The sequence below is a fragment of the Tunturibacter empetritectus genome, from assembly GCF_040358985.1.
Classification (GTDB): Bacteria; Acidobacteriota; Terriglobia; order Terriglobales; family Acidobacteriaceae; genus Edaphobacter; species Edaphobacter empetritectus.
Genome location: NZ_CP132933.1, coordinates 72,940 through 90,994, shown reverse-complemented (window position 1 = coordinate 90,994; position 18,055 = coordinate 72,940). Strand labels below are relative to the sequence as shown.

The 18,055-nt window shown below is 53.3% G+C and carries 15 protein-coding genes; 2 read left to right on the top strand and 13 right to left on the bottom strand.

What is annotated here, in order from left to right:
• Positions 1-20 precede the first annotated feature (20 nt).
• The 8 genes from RBB75_RS20850 to RBB75_RS20815 all read right to left on the bottom strand — a co-directional run bounded on the left by RBB75_RS20850 (position 21) and on the right by RBB75_RS20815 (position 11,829).
• A complete protein-coding gene (locus RBB75_RS20850; protein ID WP_353070508.1) occupies positions 21-1,724 on the bottom strand; it encodes a hypothetical protein in 1,704 nt (567 codons plus the stop codon).
• Positions 1,725-1,853: 129 nt separating this feature from the next.
• Positions 1,854-2,972 carry an ATP-dependent helicase gene (locus tag RBB75_RS20845; RefSeq protein ID WP_353070507.1) on the bottom strand — a complete coding sequence of 373 codons (1,119 nt, stop codon included), beginning with the start codon at positions 2,970-2,972 and terminating at the stop codon, positions 1,854-1,856.
• Between the two features lie 13 nt (positions 2,973-2,985).
• Complete coding sequence (locus RBB75_RS20840) at positions 2,986-3,141, bottom strand: hypothetical protein (RefSeq protein WP_353070506.1); 156 nt, start codon at positions 3,139-3,141, stop codon at positions 2,986-2,988.
• Positions 3,138-4,952 (bottom strand): ATP-dependent nuclease, encoded by a 1,815-nt coding sequence (locus RBB75_RS20835; RefSeq protein ID WP_353070505.1) that lies wholly within the window; start codon positions 4,950-4,952, stop codon positions 3,138-3,140. Before RBB75_RS20835 ends, RBB75_RS20840 begins: the two co-directional genes overlap by 4 nt.
• A 74-nt stretch (positions 4,953-5,026) precedes the next feature.
• Positions 5,027-6,121 (bottom strand): helix-turn-helix domain-containing protein, encoded by a 1,095-nt coding sequence (locus RBB75_RS20830; protein WP_353070504.1) that lies wholly within the window; start codon positions 6,119-6,121, stop codon positions 5,027-5,029.
• Positions 6,118-6,729: a hypothetical protein gene (locus RBB75_RS20825; protein WP_353070503.1), complete on the bottom strand. Its 612-nt coding sequence runs from the start codon at positions 6,727-6,729 to the stop codon at positions 6,118-6,120. The genes RBB75_RS20830 and RBB75_RS20825 overlap by 4 nt, the downstream gene beginning before the upstream one ends.
• A 121-nt stretch (positions 6,730-6,850) precedes the next feature.
• Positions 6,851-9,523: a DEAD/DEAH box helicase gene (locus RBB75_RS20820; protein ID WP_353070502.1), complete on the bottom strand. Its 2,673-nt coding sequence runs from the start codon at positions 9,521-9,523 to the stop codon at positions 6,851-6,853.
• The gene (locus tag RBB75_RS20815; protein WP_353070501.1) at positions 9,523-11,829 is read right to left on the bottom strand and encodes a site-specific DNA-methyltransferase; all 2,307 of its coding nucleotides are present in this window, start codon (positions 11,827-11,829) and stop codon (positions 9,523-9,525) included. The genes RBB75_RS20820 and RBB75_RS20815 overlap by 1 nt, the downstream gene beginning before the upstream one ends.
• A 497-nt stretch (positions 11,830-12,326) precedes the next feature.
• Between RBB75_RS20815 and RBB75_RS20810 the strand changes: the two genes are divergently transcribed.
• Positions 12,327-13,346 carry an IS110 family transposase gene (locus RBB75_RS20810; protein ID WP_353070500.1) on the top strand — a complete coding sequence of 340 codons (1,020 nt, stop codon included), beginning with the start codon at positions 12,327-12,329 and terminating at the stop codon, positions 13,344-13,346.
• A gap of 258 nt (positions 13,347-13,604) precedes the next feature.
• Here the strand turns inward: RBB75_RS20810 and RBB75_RS20805 are convergent, their stop codons facing one another.
• The 3 genes from RBB75_RS20805 to RBB75_RS20795 all read right to left on the bottom strand — a co-directional run bounded on the left by RBB75_RS20805 (position 13,605) and on the right by RBB75_RS20795 (position 15,085).
• Positions 13,605-14,204: a nuclear transport factor 2 family protein gene (locus tag RBB75_RS20805; protein WP_353070499.1), complete on the bottom strand. Its 600-nt coding sequence runs from the start codon at positions 14,202-14,204 to the stop codon at positions 13,605-13,607.
• A 133-nt stretch (positions 14,205-14,337) separates the two neighbouring features.
• Complete coding sequence (locus RBB75_RS20800) at positions 14,338-14,463, bottom strand: SDR family oxidoreductase (RefSeq protein ID WP_353070538.1); 126 nt, start codon at positions 14,461-14,463, stop codon at positions 14,338-14,340.
• Positions 14,464-14,515: 52 nt separating this feature from the next.
• Positions 14,516-15,085, bottom strand: a complete 570-nt coding sequence (locus tag RBB75_RS20795; protein ID WP_353070498.1) for an SDR family NAD(P)-dependent oxidoreductase — start codon at positions 15,083-15,085, stop codon at positions 14,516-14,518.
• 152 nt (positions 15,086-15,237) lie between these two features.
• On the opposite strand from RBB75_RS20795, the gene RBB75_RS20790 reads away from it, so the two are divergent.
• A complete protein-coding gene (locus RBB75_RS20790; RefSeq protein WP_353070497.1) occupies positions 15,238-15,855 on the top strand; it encodes a TetR/AcrR family transcriptional regulator in 618 nt (205 codons plus the stop codon).
• Positions 15,856-16,148: 293 nt separating this feature from the next.
• On the opposite strand, the gene RBB75_RS20785 is transcribed toward RBB75_RS20790, so the two are convergent.
• Both RBB75_RS20785 and RBB75_RS20780 read right to left on the bottom strand, forming a co-directional pair.
• Positions 16,149-16,592, bottom strand: a complete 444-nt coding sequence (locus RBB75_RS20785; RefSeq protein WP_353070496.1) for a hypothetical protein — start codon at positions 16,590-16,592, stop codon at positions 16,149-16,151.
• A gap of 187 nt (positions 16,593-16,779) precedes the next feature.
• On the bottom strand, positions 16,780-17,901 hold the full coding sequence (locus tag RBB75_RS20780; protein ID WP_353070495.1) for a Gfo/Idh/MocA family protein: 1,122 nt from the start codon (positions 17,899-17,901) through the stop codon (positions 16,780-16,782).
• Positions 17,902-18,055 lie beyond the last annotated feature (154 nt).

Sequence of the window (18,055 nt, the reverse complement as noted above, 5' to 3'; positions counted from 1 at the left end):
TCCATTATGACCCAAATCTCTCATGAACGCGCACCTCTCTTTTTGAATGCTGCCGCCTTTTTAGCTTTCGAAGCAGACGCCCTCTTCGCCTTGGATGCAGGACCCTTCTTGGCTGCCCCCAGAGCTTTTTTCATAGCCGAGATCACATCGGCAGCAGTCGTTTTATTCTTTTCGCATGTAAATGCATGCATATGAACGTCATCCACCCACGCGGCATCTAATGACCGTAGAAGTGAGGACATTTCGGACGCGGGGCGGAGACCGTTTCGTGTGCGAACAATCAGAACACTGGACCCATCGGCAGTCTTCGTAAAAGGCTTGAAACGATGGATCGCGATGAGGATATTTTGCTGCTCTCGAAGTTTCCGGGTCGCGCGTTCAAATGCTTCAAGATCGTCGGTTTCGCGTGCAGCCAGAGCGTTGATCTCTTTCCGCTCTTTATCAGTCAGATCGCCCTTCCGTTTCCAAACACTCAGTAAACTCGCTTGGCGTTCCAAAATCACAGCGCGTGAAGAAACCAGCAGTTCCTGACCTTCAGATGGCTTCGCCTCCCGCATGATCTCAAGCCACCACGGATCATCATGGCGCGAGAAGGCCTCTAGAAGAGCGCGGGCCTTCACGCCATCGGACGTTTCGTTAAGAATAGATTCCAGCTCCGTCAGAAACGATTGAGAAGCGGGTGTCCCCAAAGCGTTCACAGATGCCAATCGAAGAGCGGCCCCAATCTGCGCCGACTTGTGGTGCCGTGTCAGCACCTGGTTGCTTCGCGCGCGAGAGAGGCAGAAACTCTCAAGTGCAACAATTCCCTTTTCGTCGATGGCCGTAATAAAACCTAATGACGGATGTTTGACAAGGACGAGATTGTCTATCAGCTGGTCCAGATTATAGCCCGCAAACTCGAAACCCAAGGCGCGAGCGTCGCGCAGGAGGTAGTCCGCCCTGTCAACATCAACTTGTCCATCAACGAGGGAATGAAGCCATCCCAAAGCTCCAACTTGAGGATCAGGGAAACCGTATTCAGGCTCTTCGTCGAGAATATCTTTTGCCAGCTGAAAGGCAGCTATCACGCCAGCGGGCAAAGACGGATCCGCCAAGCCCTGAAACACCAGGTCGGCCAATCGATGGCCGAGGATCTCGTGAGGAGTTCCTGTGGTCAATTTAGAGAGCTTAGGCTGCTGACCAGCTTCGGGACTTCTTGCGCTGGTCGCTACAAACGCCTTCAGAGCAAACTCGAAATCGTGGCTATATGGCAGATGACCGAGGTCATGGAAGAGTGCTGCGAGACGGACCGCAGCCTCAGCTAAACCGAGCAGTCCGACGTATGTTTCATTGTCGCGCAGCAAGGGATTCCTGAAAGCCCCTTTTCCTGCGAGCAATCCTCCAGTGCTCTTTAAGTGATCCATCTCGAGCAAAGCAAGGAGATCTTGAGTTTTGACCGTTATGCCGAAGCCAACCGCTTTTTTCAGTTCTTCGAAAAATTCCTTCGCGACATCGTCATCAGCGTTTTCCAGAGCAGAGATCACGAACCGCGAAGCCAGATGCATCGCACCCAGACTGTGGACGAAGCGTGACGTCCGGGCCTCGGGGAACACCAACTCAGCCAGCCCTGTCTGAGTAATTCTGCGCAGTCGCTGCGTAACTGGGTGGTCGACGACGATGCGCTCATGCGCTGCTACACGCAGATAACCATGTACCGGATCGCGAATTACAAATGGCTTGCCCAATTAGAAGATCCCTGGATAAAAGTGCAGTATCGCAATCATCGCATAGAGGAACAAGTGACAGCTCTGGTTACGTTACAGATTGATTTATTTTGAGTTGCTCCCCGGAAGACGTCGAGGAAGGATTACATTTCATTCGAATGGAGAATTGGCGGGCGATGTGTTTCCTTGCACAAGAGACACGCACCAATGACGAGCTCGCGTGACACCGTTATATAAAAGGCGGCGCTTCTGATCTAAGTCTCCAGCAACCTGATAGGGCCACACGATCACCACGCCGTCGAATTCTCGATTCTTTGCTTGATGGATTGTCATCGCAGTGAATCGCCGATGGTGAGGCGCGGCAATCTGGCTTCTACGCTCTAAGCAGCGCAACACGGAGGCTCTAATCTCTTGATGGGAAGCGTGCGATCGCCCCAACGTATGGCATTGATGCTCGATCCACCGTGTTACTTCGCGTATGACGCTACTCATTGGTAGGGTAGCAATGCGAGTCCTCAGCTCAGCGTGCGCTAAAGCGGTATGTCCATCATTCGCAGGTATCTGCAACCAGCGCAAAAGGTCTTCGGCTTCCTCGTCAGTCTTGCGCTCCCAAGAAACGTGATAAGGCCCGGTTTGCTTTTTCCCGGACGGTCCGGCGGCAACAAGATTCACGATGTCAGTGGCAAATCCCCCTTTAAGGGATGGTGTCAGGACCGCGATAGAGTGCTTTAAGTTCCATGCGATCTGATTCGACAAAAAAACAGCGCCTACTTTCGCGGTAGGCGCATAGAAAATCTTTGAACTTCCTTTACTTTGCACTTTAAGGCAGCGGCCGTGCCGTAGGGTGAGAGCTGCATCGAGGAGGTCTTTCTGCTTAGTACGACGCACTTGATTCAGCGTATCTGGTTGACATATCGAGTTGATCCAAACGCTGTAGGGATTAGGCTTCAACGCAGAGTCAAGACACTGAAATTCGTCCCCGGCAAGCAGGAGGATGCTTTGAAAGGCCAGAGACTTCAGAATCTCAAGACGAGATGCCGTCAGATCCTGAGCCTCATCAATAACTATGATCGGGAACGTTCGGTAAACCCAGGCCGCAACCTCCTCCCTTTTTAGAAGAAATCCCGCATTCGCGCATACGAGGTCGAAATCTGACTCTCCGGGGTCTGGTAGAAGCAGCGCTCTTGAAAGGCTGATCCAGCGATAACTTAACTGTCTCGCGAAGCTGTCAATAGTTAGGCAGTCAAAGGAACGGCCCACTTGCTGCATACTCTTTAGTCTCTCAGTAAGGCGTCGTCTTGAGCCGTGCATAAAAGTCAGTGCAAGAACTTTTTGGCCAGGAGCGAGCGGGGTACGTTTTTAGTGTCTCATCGAGCTTGTTCATCAGCCAATGTGTTTTTCCGCACCCAGCGACTCCGTCGACGGCAAGAATGTTCATGGTTGGAAGACCTTCACGTCAGAAGCCGGCGGCTTGTCGAAGACGAACAGGTCAGTTTCCTGACCGATCAGAAGACAAGTCATTGCGTTCAGAAGAACCCGAGTTCGAACGATGCATGCATCTGTTGACGCAATCACATCGACGACGTTCTCATATGCAAGGAAATCCTGCTTTAGTCCACCGTTAGTCCTGTCCTTTGACTTTAGGTTTTGGACCAGGGATGAAGTAGAACTAGCTGATATCCCCACACTATGAAGGCCCTTGAGGGCCTTTTCAGAATCTGCGTCTATTAGCCAGCCGATGACATTTTCAATCGTCCAGTCGTCGCACCATCGAAGCACATGTTTTGGCGGAACGGGGAGTTTGAGCAGGGTGCTCACGTAGTCTTTGCCTGCAATATCCCCGTCCACGATGCAGGCAAGGGCAGGATGCAAACTCTGGAGATGTTCGTAGCTTGTAACAACTGCTCCGTCCTGAGTGGGGATCAGTCCGACGTATGCCCCAAAAGTGCAATCTTCGTTTGATGACCACCCTTGATGCGTATCGACGGCCCTGAGCAACAAGGCCAGCCACTCGCAATCTGTTTTCCCCTCCGGGATTAGCACGACGTCGTGCATCAAAGCAGCAATCGTGTCTGCTCTGTTCAACTGGAAGAGTTTGCGAACGGCATTTGTTGAATTCGGCGTAAGTGCGACATCCTGCAGAGGAGTGCTTGTCATTACACCTGCTGAGTTCTTCAAAATGACAACTGCGCTGGGATGGGAAAGGGCTCCAATAGTAGGCGAATGCGTGGAGACAAATGTCTGAGTAGAAAGTGACTGGATGCGTTGCACTAGACGCCTTTGAAGAGGCGGCGGTACGTGCAGTTCAGGTTCCTCGATTGCCATCCAAAACCCTTTCCCCTCCTTAGCGCGACGACGACCGAACTGAAGCAGCAAGAATAGGCTTTGGAGTGAGACTAGTCCGCTTCCCTGCCGACGAGCAGGCAAGCAAATATCAGAGTTGCGATGTGCATAGTGCGGAACCACAGCATCCAACAGGCCATCGCTATCAGTGCTTGTAACTCTCAGACGAAGCTCTGGGGCGCTGATGAAGAACCCAGACAACTCGGCATTCAGTTGCGACACCGTCTGGGTAAGGTTTGTATCTTCCTCGAGAGGTGATTGCGGTCGTCGAAGCCTGTCTCTCTCTAAGAGAACCGCTTCAGCGGGCAGGCCGTCGCCGGAGGTGAGCACTCGACGAAAAAGTTCTGACCCGAAAGAAATCATGCGGTCCCAGGTGCGATTTGCAGGAACCAAGAAAAAGCCGATGTCTCTGAGCAATTGCGAGGGCACGAGCTGGCAAAGGGAAGGGTCAGCAAAGACATCACCATCGTGGAAGTATCGGCATGTATCAACTTCTAAAGAAGGTCGGTCAAAGCGGGCAGCAAATGCAATCTGGCACACAAGCTGCCATGCTGGATCGCTCCTCAGCGCATACACTTTCCCTGTCTGCGGATCTTGCCATTTGGGTATTCCTCGATCATTTCTAAACCAGTCGCTATGCTCAGCAGGATCATTTCCTTTGAATCCGCTCAGCGTTGCAATGAGTCTGAAACGCGAAATGGGTTGAGGGTCACCACCGTAGAAGTCGTGCTCTGTAAGAGCCCGAATGAGCTTGTCCCGACCAAAGAGAAGAGCGAGCGCCTCGATGATCGTGGTTTTCCCACTATTATTTGGACCAACCAACACAGTGTGTTGACCGAAGCTGATCTCACAACTCTTGATTCCTCGAAAATGTTCGATTTGCAATCTTGAAATACAAACATTCATTCTGTGGCCGCCTCATATCTTGATCTCCACTGCTCGCTACTGACTGTTTATACGTATAAGGCAGCCGATCCTTGTTAAGCGTTGACACGCTTACGTGGAAATGAAACGACTTTCGACGTAACGCCAGAGGTGGCGGCTTTAGGAGCAGCATAAAAGCTCAAGAGCCGTTCGGCCTCTTGAGGGAGCATGTGACAGGCCGCCGCCAGCGAACGATAGTCCAGAGGCGTCCCGTAGGCGACCTCAGCCATCTTGCGGATCAGCATTGGCCGTTCGATGGCGATGGGGTTTGGTTCTTCTTTTCGCCATCCTGCCGCAGAAAGCCTTTGGAATAAATAGTGGTATTGTCGTTCAGTCACAATGCGGAGATCGTGTCCTCTGCGTATGAGGGCCTGCATCGACACAAGCCAGCGAGGCTTCAACTGCGAAACCGTCGTCAGCGTTACAGGCGGAAGCAATTCCTTACGCATCGCTGCTTCAGGCATCAGAAGCTCTGCCCCAAAAGCAAATGCTTCTTTCTCCAAGTCTGATCGAATACGTCCTAGCTTGTCCTTGTGAAGGAGCAGGTGACCGAGTTCATGCGCAACACTTAATCGTAGCCGGTCGCCAGGTTGATCCATACAGACTGCAATTGTCGGTATTGACCTTCCATCAATTTCAATCCACATGCAAAAAGCATCGCGATCTTTGAGCACCGGCAGCGCCAAGACCCAAATTCCCAAACGTTCTAAAGAGCGTATAAGAGCGGGAATCGGTTCGAGCGGGGGAACTCGTAGGAGTTCACGAATTCGCCGCGCTGCTTCGGTTGGGTCGCAATGAAGAGGATGAACATGCACCGGGATATCGACATGCTTCGCAAGACTCGTAGCGAGGGCGAGAACGTGCTCGGCCACACGAGAGGCTTCGGTGACAGCACGGTTGCTAATGGACGCTCTGGCGCGAAAGAGCAAAGAGCTTGGAGGAATCTCTAGCGACTGCGGTTCGCTAAAGTAAGCAATGGGAAGGGTCAGAGCCTGGGCTATTTTTGCAAGAAGAGCCTCGCTGGGCAGACGCAGCTCTGTCTCGATCGAGGCGATCAGAGCTTGTGAGACACCTACTGCTTTTGCGAGTTTCCCTTGCGTGAATTCCCTGAGTTCTCTTGCTTGGCGGATTCTCGGTCCATAGAACATCATTCAGATCCAGCAATCTTTTTCGTGGTCACACGAGGTGCTACGTTGTTCAAGTCGTCTTCGTCGGTTGCACGTTCAGAAACGGGGAGATTCCATTCCGCGGGATGAGGAACATCAATCATCCAATAGCATTCGCCGTTCCACTTCTTCATCTTCTTCTTCGCGCCCAGGCTAAGCCTTACGCCCCTACCATTCTGTTGCCAGAAAACAACGACCTGTTCCAGAGGAGGGATAGAGCTGCCATTCCAGATTGCGAGGCTTCCCTGCTCAAATGCGTGAGCGCTAGCTGATGTAGGCAGCTTGGAGTTTTTCAAGACGTGAACGTTATATTTGCCCCATGCGAACCCAAGCCCGTCGTTCATGATCGAGTTCATAACGATCTTGCGGTCCCCAACCGTTGATCCGTTGAGGCGACTGAACGCCATGCAACGATTCAGATGAGCAATAATCCATCCAGAGTTCTTGAGTTCATGATTCTCGAAAATCAGTTGAACGTCAGGGGGCAGAGATTCGAGCACTTCATGAATCTTGATGAGGGCGGGCCGGAAGACTAGAAGAGCTTCTTCCGGGCTACTGGCTGCTGTCAGATCGACTGTGATTAAATCACTCATGGCGTGTGATAAAACTACACCATAAATGACAATAATTGCAAGCTGGCCATTTTGCCCGACCCCTCAAAAGGTCTACTGGGCAGAAGGGGGCTGGTTTGAGGTCGCATGTAGTCATGGTCGGCTATGCCGGAAACGCAGCGACAGCATCGTGAAAACTCTTCGGCTGATATCGCTCCCAATCCTCTTCCCGAACAAATAGCGCCCGATACTGCTGCCCACCGTCAAGCGCGCTCGCGTCCACGCACCACTGCTTAAGGCGCTCCCATTTGCCAGGATCGTTCGCGTCTTCCCTTCCCTTGGTTTCCACAAGCCAGACTTCCCCGCCCACACCTCGCACGATGAAATCAGGGTAGTAGTTTGAGATGTCTCCATCTGCTTTCACATAATCCAGCTTAAAACCTACGGCGAGATAGTTCTTCGCATACGAATCCACGTCGACGCAGTTTTCGAGGAAGCTCGCGAACTCTAGCTCCAATCGGCTGTCTCCGACTGTCCGATTGAACACGCTCTTTCTTGAAACGACGTATGCCTGTTCTTTCACTACAAAAGGCCGTGTCTCCCGTAGCTTGATCCGGTCGCGAATCTCGGCATCACCTCGCTCACGCACCGTCAACGCATTGATGGCTTTCTTGAAGACCTCAAGAATTGTCCTCGTTGAAGCCAGCTCCGAAAGGTTCCGTAACGTGTTGGCGTCCTCCAGTTCAACAGGCCGGTCGAACAGCTCGTCTCGGACAAACGCCTTCATCTTGCCGTACAAAACGTCGTACCCACTCACTAGACGAAGATCCTTCATCACCGTCTGAGCGAAATAGCCAATCACGCTTCGATAGTCCGCGATGCCCGCAGTGTCCAGAATTGTTGTATGGGTCACAGCGCCGGTCGTCACGTCCTTGAATACAATCTCGCGCTGCTCATCCTCACTGAACTGGCGATACAGCAATTTCTGGTGTCCCATCGAGCTCACGTTCAGGTCGCTCAAGTTCTTGTATTCGCGGTAGACCCGTGGCGTCAGGCGCGGAAGTTCGATATCCAGGGCGGTCACATCCTTGCGTTCATTGTCCTCTTCCACCTCGACCATGAGCGGAGTCTTTGCTTGTGTGCCCTCGCCCATCGGCTTGCGCTCCAAGACGACGCCTTCGGCTTGGATCGACTCCACGAAATCCATGAACGCATTCGTGCCTACAACGCTCACGTATTCCTCAATGCCGCCCGGATACATCTTCCGAAGGCCGCGTCCGAGGGTCTGCTCCGGCAAGATATTGCTCTTTGCAGAGTACGCGCGCAGCCCCACAATCGTCGTCACATTGCGAACGTCCCAACCCTCTTTCAGCATCATGACGGAGACAATGGCTTTGTAGGGGTTGCTCAAGCTGTCAATCGTATTCGCTTCTTCGCGCAGCTTGTCGAGTTCCTCTTTGTTCTTGCCTGAAACGGATTCGGATATTTCGCCATTTGCTTTGGTGTGGATGACCAGAACCTTACCCAGATCGGGATAGTGCCCTTCCATGTATGCCGCCACATCGTCGCAGTTGCGGGTGTCGTCAGTCATCACGAATAGGATGGCCTTCTTCCCCATCTTTTCGTGCTCTGCATAGGCTTTGCGCCACTCAATCACGCCCAGGTCTAGGTAATCGGCGTATTTCTCCGTGTACTTCGCACTCTGCCGCTCCACCAGCTTTGCTCTGCTGGGCCCATCAGGCAACACCGGATGCTTCACCACGTTTTGCGCGATAGCTTCTACCAGTGGATAGTCTGCAATTGTCTGGACGAAAATCGCTCCATTGTTCGCTCGCGGCGTGGCTGTTACATCAACCTGTAGAGAAAGCGCAGTTCCCTTCTGTAACAGCCGATTATGTATGTCTTCGATGGACTTGAACCAGGCCATTCTCGGGTCGTGGATGTGATGCGCTTCATCGTTCAACACCATCAGCTCATCAATCTCACGGACAATCACACTCAGATCAACCTTCGAGTCCGTTGTCGCTCCCGTTGGTCGTTGACCCAGGAAATAGTCCATCGTGTCATCGTCCTCAACCGAGGCCGGAATGTCGTCGCTGGCATACACACGATGGATATTTGTCAGAAAGATGTTCCCCGTCTTCCGTGTCACACGCACGTCGTCCTGAACGTGCAGGGTGAGTTGGAAGTCATCACGCCAGTTTCGACCGTCCACGCCGTTGTCTGGCAACACCGGATCGTCTTTGAGGAAGATCCGCAGTCCGTCGAAGTCCTTCCGAATACGGTCCAGCACGATGATATTCGGCGCGATTACCAGAAAGTTCCGCGCCAACTCCGAATCCGGTTCGTACAACTTGTGAAAGAAGCTCCATGCCAACGCCAAGCTCAGGACTTTGGTTTTCCCAGAACCCGTAGCCATCTTGACTACAAAACGCCGCCAAGTCTCATCGAACATCCCACCCGAAACAGAACCGCTCCCATCGAAACGCATCATGTCGTGCTTATCGCGCACACCAACCATGTCATACAGGTAGATGATTGTTTCCAGCGCCTCGCGCTGGGCAAAGTAATACTGGAAGTCCGCCATTGTTCCATCGGCCTGAGGCCACAGATGCTCCGTCAGGAACCACCACTTGAGAAGACTTTGGCTCGTTGCAGTCGCTCCAACATAGCTGCTTTCGCGCCACTCCTTCACTTTCTTGCGAAGTGATGGAACCAGCGGTGGCATCAGCTTTTCTGCACTAGAATCCCGCAGAGCTTCGTCGGCAGGGAACCAACGTACAGCCGGGTCGAGAATGGCGTAGGGAGAATCAGGAAATTTGGGATGGAGCGCCATTATTTCTTTCCCCCCACCGTAACTTCCACAATCGTCATAGTGTCATTGCCGAAAATGTCAACTACCTTCACAGCGATCTTTCGCCTACCAGGCGCACACTCGCGAGCAACGCTAACAAGCTTCAACGCGCGATCCTTCTTAGTCCGAAACTCTTGCCACTCGTTTTCGAAGATGTAATCGCCGGTCCAGACCTCTTCGTAGGATTCGAGGCCCATCTGCGGAGGCTCCATGCCCGAGATCGACACTTGGACCTCACGCGTGATCGGTTTGCGGATGATCTCTCGCTTGCTCTCATAGTCGAAATCCACTGCCCAATAGTCAATCCAATCAGACCATTTCTTGGTCAGAACCTCCCGCGTTACGATGCCATCCTTGTCCTTGGACACCTTGACGATCTGCCCCCTATCGATAACGATCTTGCTGCCATTCTCCTTGATCTGCTCCTCTGCCCCTTTGATCGAGTCCTGCGAGTAGAAAACGGAGAAATCCGTTAGCTCCACAGCTACGGTGTTTTTCGTGACGTGAGGCTTTACTTCTATGAACGACACATCATAGAAGCGAACCTGGTTCTTCTCAACCGCTCGCCTGTCGAAAACCTCTGCCGGAATGTATTTGGGCGCTATATCAATACCCTTTGCGCGAGCCTCGTCCAGCACATTCGGGAATAATCCCATCTCGAACTCGAAGCCAAGAATGTCCACCCGCGTGATCCGCTTTTGCCGGCACTCGCCGATTACTTCTTCTACATAAAGCCGTGTCACCGGAAGATTGACCGGTCCCACGCTTACTAGCCGACCGGCCTTCTTCCCGTGGAATGTGGCAAAGCCGTCTGTCTTTTCTGCACCATATGCTCTGAGAATGAGATCCAAAAAATCTGCTTCTTTCTGAGCGAGCTGCGCTTGTTGCTCCGCTTCTCGGAGATTGGGATTGACGCCAACGTAGTGCTGACGTTCGTATTTGCCAAGATTGAGAATCTCGAAGGCGCGGTAGTCTTCTCCTCCAGCTTTCCGCTCTCGCTGCACACCTATGAGGCGTTTTCGCGTTGTATGAATCGCAAACTTCCCCAGGTCCGTTGCTATCCACTTTCGTCCGAGCTTTTCCGCCACCGCCGCCGTCGTGCCAGAGCCGCTGAAAAAATCAGCGATAAGATCACCCTCGTTTGACGAAGCTGTGATTATTCTCTTTAGAAGATTCTCCGGTTTCTGTGTCGCATACTGCGTATCTTCTATGGCCTGAGAGTTTACTGGCGAAACGCTGGTCCATACGGTGCCAACCGGCACGCCTGGCATCTCATCTAAAAAGCGGCGCAATTGAGGGCGCCCATCAGTCTTCTTGGGCAACTCAATCCGGCCTTCTGCAAAGAGACGCTCCATGGTTTCGTATTCGTAACGCCAGCCTAGCTTCGGGGCTTTATTGCCGCGCCATTCGTACATCATGTTGGGACGTGGATTTGGGCTAGTGATATTGTCCAGTCGATAAGCCCGACCATCTGGTGTGTGATTGGTGTATTTCGACTCAAGGTATGAGTCCGAATACGGTTCATACTCGGGATTCCAAATGAAAGAGCTACCCTTCGTCTTCCAAATGATGGCATCGTGAATGACACCCCATCGCTTGCTGTCTCCGTGTGCCGTTACACGTTTCCAGCAGATTTCTGTTGATGGACGAGTCGAGCCAAATACTTCATCGACAAGAGCACGGACAAGATGACTAATGTTCGGGCCCATGTGGACATAAATGCTTCCGTTCTCCGACAGAAGATCACGCATGATCTCGAGCCGTTCGTAGAGCATTGAAATAAAGCTGTCAGATCCCTTACCCCAGGTATCTCTATATGCGATCTCTTCGAGGATGCCGGGCTTCTTCGTGAATGTCTCATCTCCGACTTCGATGTCCATCGAAAAATCAGCACCGACATCGAACGGCGGATCAATGTAGATCAATTTGAGGCCACCCTGATTGTCGATCTCCTCCCGCAGTGGACCGTTCTTTAGCGAGGAGAGGATAAGCTTGTTGTCGCCCCAGATCAGCTTGTTCGTCCATCCTTTGAGTTGGCGGCCTCGCGCATCGAAGAGACCTCCCTGTGCAGCTGTGTCTTCCGGCTTCTCAGCGCGAGGTTCATCCACCTGCTCGATCACCTGAAAAGGCAGAACGACGTTCGTTACTTCATTCGTTTTCCCGTTCCAGACGAGTTCCAACTCGCGCTTATCGTCAAACAAGAGGAACCGATACTTCTCCGGCAGCGGTTTCCCGGCTTCAACGTATCGGATTACCTCCTGCTGCTCCTGCTCACTCAATCGTGCCATTCACGCTCCACAAAATCTAAGCCCGCATCTAAAAACACTACGCATTACATCTTCGCAGACTCTTGCTAGGTCGCGTATTGAATCATCAAGAGCGTCCGCGTCTCAACGCTCATTGTCAAAGCGGCGCTCCCTAAAGAAGGGACACTCTTCGATAGTCTCTGAGTAAGAGTAAGCGCGAGAGCGGATCGACCAAGTAGAGGGAGGATGTTTCCTCCGTGACTGCTGCCGGCGATACAGCCACCGTCTTCCGTCACCCACCTTGTATGTTGCGAATCAGGGCGTAACGATGAAGTTGCGCTTCGGCGGAAAGGCCGTACCCACCTGAGGCCGGGAGCGATCCTGAGCCTGTCGCAGAGAACGGCCACCGTCCCTCTCTTATTACGCCGTGGAGAATCGGAGGCATAAAGCCTGCATGTTCAAGGTCGGCGACAAGAGCGAGTCCATGACTCCGGCCAGGGACGGGAGCCGAGGCCGAACCTTAACGTCGGAGGCCGTTCATGAGCAAGCGATCCATACAGGTCCAGGAAACAAGGTACTGTGGCATTGATGTCAGTGCCAAAAGTCTCACCGTGGCAATTCAGCGCATGCATCAGCCAGTCGAGCAACGGAGCTTCCCTAACACTTCTGTTGGGCACAAAGCTCTTATCGTCTGGCTGCGAAAGGCCAAATTACCGGTTCGAGTGTCGTTGGAAGCAACGGGAATTTACTCCCTGGATCTCGCGTTTGCACTTGATGCAGCGGAAGGCATCGAAGTCGCAGTCTTGAATCCCAAGGTCGCCAATCGATTTGCTCAAACCATTCGACGGTCGAAAACTGATGCGGCAGACGCCGAGGTGTTAGCTGAATACGCTCGTCGGATGCCGTTCACCGCTTGGGTCGCCCCTAGTCCCGGTTCAATGCAACTGCGCTCAATTGTCCGTCACGTCGAGAGTCTGTCCGTGCAGAGTGCTCAGAATCAGAACCGTCTTCACGCGGCACACGGCTCCACTTCCACACCCGGCTGCATTGTTCAAGATTTACAGCGCGCCGTGGCATCCCTGGAGCTTCGTATCCACAAACTTCGACGCGAAGCAATGACACTCGTCCGACAGGACGATTTGCTCCGCAAGCGATTTGAGCTGTTGATTAGTATTCCAGGCATCGCACAGGTGAGTGCCATGCAATTGCTCGCGGAACTGTCCACCTTGCCGCCTGACCTCACGGTGCGAGAATGGGTCGCACATAGCGGCCTTGATCCTGCGCATGAAATATCAGGAAGCTCGGTGCGGAAGGCGTCTCGCATCAGCCGTGCGGGAAATCGTCACCTGAGAAGAGCGCTTTACATGCCGGCCCTGGTCGCATCTCGTTGCGATCCCCACGCAAAAGCCTTTTTCGAGAGCCTATTGGCTCGAAACAAAGCCCGTCTACAGGCGCTCATTGCTGTCGCGAGGAAGTTGCTCCATGCCATTTACGGGATCTTTCGAAGCGGCGTGAAGTATGAGGGGACAAAGCTGTTTCCAGGCATCACGTTGTCCTGACCCCGTCTCCTACAAAAGCGCATCTTTCGGCAACTGATCCAAATCAGATTGATTTGCGGTCACAACCCGGGTGGATGAGTGCGTTCGCCTGTTCTCGCGAGTTGAGATCGGCGTTGGCAAACACACGCCGACTTGTCGGCACGAGTCCATCTCCTTGAGCAGGCCGTTGCGACAGCAAAGCCACCACAACGGCCTTTCGGAGCAGCGCTCTTATCGGAACAGCGGCCCTGAGACCTCTGTAGCGATGACCGTAAGCTTCTAGGAAGGCAGAGCTACGCCTTTGATAAGCGCCGGCGGCTCGACAAACGTGGGCATCTTCAATCCCTCGTCGTGGAGGTAAATGGCAAGATCGAGCGAACCGTCAGCGACGTCCCATCGTGTGACCAGGCCATTTTCGATCCGTAGAATGAAATTCTCTACCGACGTTCCTGTCTTTCCAGTCGAAGCGAGGCCGTTGAAGGGACGATCGTGCTTCCAGTGGAGGTTGATCGTGACGAGGCCGCGATCCCCCGCGACAAAATGGTCGACCAGATCGGTCCGCGGGCGGAAAGCATCAATGAACGACTGGTTCCATCGCTTGAGCGCGGCTATACCGTCAATATTGCGTCCTGCAGGGCTGTTGGACTTGACGTCAGGATGGATCACTGCATCCCAAAGATCGAGCCGGTTTTGCGAGAAGCCTTTGTAGATCTGGAGAGTGATGCTGGAGCCGGATGCCTTCCCAGGCTGCGTTCCGCCTGTCGCTTCCTGCGCTCCCGCCTCTCCGAAGACGCCCAAGCCTGCGGTTGCAATCGCACCATTGATGAGCAGCCTTCGACGCGAGAGTAGCGTGGCGTGTTTTTCTTCAGAGTTCTTCATAATGACCTCCTTATGTGTCTGTGTTGGGACCGATGCGGTCAAAGCGGGGGTCCGGATCTATCTAGCGACAATTGTTCGTCTTGCTCCGTATGCAGGAGCGTGCCCTGCATACGGAGATTTCTGGGTAACCGGACTAAACCTGCCCGATTCCGCCGTCCACCATCAGATCGGCACCAGTGACGTATGAACTCTGATCAGAGCCGAGAAAGACGGCTGCATTCGCAATCTCTACAGCATCGGCTGCCCTGCCGAGCGGAATTGCGCTGACATAGCCATTGATGACTTCTTGACGGTCGAGCCCCTCGGCCTGGCTATCCAGGAATGGGAGTGTCGGTTAGCCCAGGGCTAAGCGTGTTGGCGCGAATGCCGCGCTCCTTGAACTCCGCAGCCCAGGTACGGGCATACGATCGGTTCGCTGCCTTAACCGCGGCATAAGCGGTGTGACCAGCGAAGCCCATCTGGTGCATCGCGGAGCTGACCAGGATGATGGAACCTTTTCGAGTCATTAACGGCAATAGTTTCTGCGCCAGGAACACCGGCGCGCGTGCCATCAGGTTGAAGCTCTTATCGAAGTGCTCGGGTGTGATGTCCTCGATCGCAGATCGTTCGGTGAACCCGGCATTGGAGACGATGATGTCAACCACGCCCTTTTCGGCTTTCACGGTATCAGCGATTTTGCCTATGTCCTGGAGCTTCGCAAGATCTCCAGCGATTGCGGTGACATTTCGACCGATCTCCGCGACTGCTTTATCCAGTTCGCTCTGACGCCGGGCCGTGATGAAGACATACGCGCCTTCCTCCACGAACCGCTTTGCTGTCGCTAGACCGATTCCGCTGTTTCCGCCCGTCACAATTGCGATCTTTCCCTCAAGTGAACCCATATCGTCTCCGATCTCTTTGTTACTGCCGCACTCACTGCGGCAAGTGTGAATTGCGAAACATTCTCGATCAATCGTTACAGAATATTGTCGTACAATCGTTACAGATGTGGGCGACTCTGCATCGGACTCAGAAATCCTGCGTCTAAAACGACATGAGGACCTCGAACAAGCTCGGAAGACCTGCTGCCTTCGATAAAGAAGCCGCCCTCGATGTCGCGATGCGTCTGTTCTGGGAACGGGGTTACGAAGGCACATCCATGGCGGATCTCTCGCACGCGATGGGCATTCACCCGTCCAGTATCTATGCAGCGTTCGGCGATAAGCAGGCACTGTTCGCGCTTGCGGCGAAACGCTACATCGAAGTACCGGGGCAGTACATGGTGCGGGCGCTTGCAGAGCCGACGTTTGAAACATTCATACAGGCTGTGTTTTACAACACGGTGGATTTTCTGGGTGGCAAGGAATACCCGGCTAGCTGCTTCACATTGACTGGCTCATTGTCCTGCGGCGTAGACACTGAACCTGCGAAGGCTCTGATGCTCGATATACGGCTTCGGAATGAAGCCGTCCTTAAGCGCCGTCTTCTCAAGGCCAGAAGGGCCGGAGAGTTCTCCAAAGAAGAGAACGTCGACGACTACACCCGCTATCTTTCATCACTACTCAGTGGTCTCGCAGTTCAAGCCGCGAACGGCTCCACGAGAGCCCAGCTCAAGCGCACCGCTGAACTGGCTTTGAGGCATCTGGAAATCCGAGCGCTGAGCGAGGGTTAGTTCTAAGGCATACCCGGATGTGATCAGCCGATAATTATGCTCAACCTGCCACAGGTGTTGATTCTGGCAGTCACTCTTCGCCCTCTTGCGAGTTGGGGCTTGAAGTACTGATTCCGTGGCGGCCCAATGCCCTTGTTCCGCTTAGAGGCGGTGATCACACCTCATCACGTTGAAACGTGTGAAGTGATGGACGCGCCAACGTGATGTAGCGACGAGAACGTACCGAGCGCTTCTGGAGCAACGATTGGGCCAAACCCTCTAGTCTTCGGAGACATATTCGGAGCGGGCCAGCCTCACTGCTTCACGTACACAACTTCGCCCGCGTATTGCGGCTGACCTGCGGGCCATGAGATATCGACCCAAGCCTTGCCGTTCTCTACCAAGGTCATTCGACCTTCCCCCACGGGCTTGCCACTGCGGGCGACCCTGTAGATGAGCACCTCCGGACCCTCCGCCGTAACACTTAGCGTTAGACCAGGCGACGGCTTGGTCCTATGGATCTCCATCGGCACGCCATCTGTCTTGCCTGTCACCACTTCGCCAAGAGATGGAATCTCCCACTTGATTTGTCCATCGGGTTGCAGAGTAAAGCGATAGCCCTCCGCAGCCTGATCCGTGATTCCGGGAGTGCTTCTGCTGGCATCGAGAACCCAGGCACCGTTCCACGGATTTTCTGCCGGCGTCGTCGCAGGGACTAAAGAAGCAAGAAGGAGCATCGTTGCCAAGAAATATCCCATGTTGCACCTCTACTTTCTGATGGCCGAGCCACCGTTCGTTATCGTTATGGGAAAGGCAGGTTGGCTGGACGTGAGCTTTCAATCCCTCAGTCGGGTCTCAAGAGGCGGTCTGCGATTACCCGACCTTTCACCTGGCGCTTGTTCGCTCTTGATCCATCCATGATCCGAGCATTGAGAACCAGGGAGTCTACGCACCTTGTACCTGACAGTTACCCATTGAACTGCCGGCTGCTTTATAGATCTCCTCAACGGACAGTAAATCCTTCATGCCTTCTTCGCCCGGGGTCGCTGGCTCGGTGTTTTGTAGAATGCAATTTGCAAAGTGTGTGACCTCAGTGACGAACTGGTCGGGATCGTATACAGCACCGCTGCCAGCGAGATCGCCCGACTCGGTCTTCCCCTCGTATTTGAGGATTGAGTCCCCGTAAGTGAATGCGGGCTCTACCCGAACGTGTCCTGTAGTTCCGTTGATCTGGAAATAGTTTGTACCACTCTGTCCATAAGAACTTCCGCATTCTGCAAGGATGCCGGATGGAAACTTCAAAAGACAATTGACGGTCTCCTCTACCGAGTTAAACTTCCCAGTCTTATCTCGCGTCGCCACCAGAGTCCTGAAGTCCACCGGCTCTTCGCCGGTGAACCAACGAATCGTGTTGAGTGCATAAACCCCAAGGTCAAACATGGATCCGCCACCGGCGAGGGCACGATTGAGCCGCCATTCCTGTTTATTTTTCATCCCGTAAAAGCCGGCTTGGAACTGCAGAATGTCTCCAAAGGCCCCAGACCGCACCATCTCATGCAACTTCAGAAATACGGGCTCATGATGTAGACGGTAGCCGATCATTAACTTAACACCAGCGTGGCGACACGCATCAATCATACGTTTGCATTCATTGGAGGAGATAGCCATCGGCTTTTCACAGAAAACATGCTTGCCCGCTTCAGCTGCCCTGATGGTGTATTCGCAATGCATGCTATTCGGTAAAGCCACGTAAACAGCGTCAATATCATGGTTGTTGCGAATATTGTCGAAGGTCTCGTAGGTGTAGATGGAGCTGTCAGCGACACCGTACATTGCTGCGAACTTCTTACCCTTTTCTACTGGATGGCCGGTGACCAAACCTGTCAGCTTCGCATTGTCAGACTTGCCTACTGAACGCATGAAGACCTCAGCGCAGCTTCCCAGGCCAACGGGAGCGATGCCAACTCTTCGCTGGGAGGGAACGGTCTGCGAAAAGCCATTAAGCGCAAAGGCAGCGGATGCGGCGACGGCACTCTTGGTGAACGTTCTTCTTGTGAGGTTATGCATTGTTTCTCCGACTCGGTTAACTATCGTTCAAGAGCCCACTCGTGGACCCATTGAAACGGGGTCTGCAGTGGCGGATAATCGCCGAGCTCTGGCATACAGCGAGCAGCAAAGTGCTGTGCGCCGCCTTTTAGTTGTCCCGGTTTGTTCGCTCGAC

What these genes read in the sequence shown, in the direction of transcription:
- RBB75_RS20845 (WP_353070507.1), bottom strand. Translation starts at nt 2,972, where the DNA reads ATGCAGCAAGTGGGCCGTTCCTTTGACTGCCTAACTATTGACAGCTTC.
- RBB75_RS20840 (WP_353070506.1), bottom strand. Translation starts at nt 3,141, where the DNA reads ATGAACATTCTTGCCGTCGACGGAGTCGCTGGGTGCGGAAAAACACAT.
- RBB75_RS20835 (WP_353070505.1), bottom strand. Translation starts at nt 4,952, where the DNA reads ATGAATGTTTGTATTTCAAGATTGCAAATCGAACATTTTCGAGGAATC.
- RBB75_RS20830 (WP_353070504.1), bottom strand. Translation starts at nt 6,121, where the DNA reads ATGATGTTCTATGGACCGAGAATCCGCCAAGCAAGAGAACTCAGGGAA.
- RBB75_RS20825 (WP_353070503.1), bottom strand. Translation starts at nt 6,729, where the DNA reads ATGAGTGATTTAATCACAGTCGATCTGACAGCAGCCAGTAGCCCGGAA.
- RBB75_RS20820 (WP_353070502.1), bottom strand. Translation starts at nt 9,523, where the DNA reads ATGGCGCTCCATCCCAAATTTCCTGATTCTCCCTACGCCATTCTCGAC.
- RBB75_RS20815 (WP_353070501.1), bottom strand. Translation starts at nt 11,829, where the DNA reads ATGGCACGATTGAGTGAGCAGGAGCAGCAGGAGGTAATCCGATACGTT.
- RBB75_RS20810 (WP_353070500.1), top strand. Translation starts at nt 12,327, where the DNA reads ATGAGCAAGCGATCCATACAGGTCCAGGAAACAAGGTACTGTGGCATT.
- RBB75_RS20805 (WP_353070499.1), bottom strand. Translation starts at nt 14,204, where the DNA reads ATGAAGAACTCTGAAGAAAAACACGCCACGCTACTCTCGCGTCGAAGG.
- RBB75_RS20795 (WP_353070498.1), bottom strand. Translation starts at nt 15,085, where the DNA reads ATGGGTTCACTTGAGGGAAAGATCGCAATTGTGACGGGCGGAAACAGC.
- RBB75_RS20790 (WP_353070497.1), top strand. Translation starts at nt 15,238, where the DNA reads ATGAGGACCTCGAACAAGCTCGGAAGACCTGCTGCCTTCGATAAAGAA.
- RBB75_RS20785 (WP_353070496.1), bottom strand. Translation starts at nt 16,592, where the DNA reads ATGGGATATTTCTTGGCAACGATGCTCCTTCTTGCTTCTTTAGTCCCT.
- RBB75_RS20780 (WP_353070495.1), bottom strand. Translation starts at nt 17,901, where the DNA reads ATGCATAACCTCACAAGAAGAACGTTCACCAAGAGTGCCGTCGCCGCA.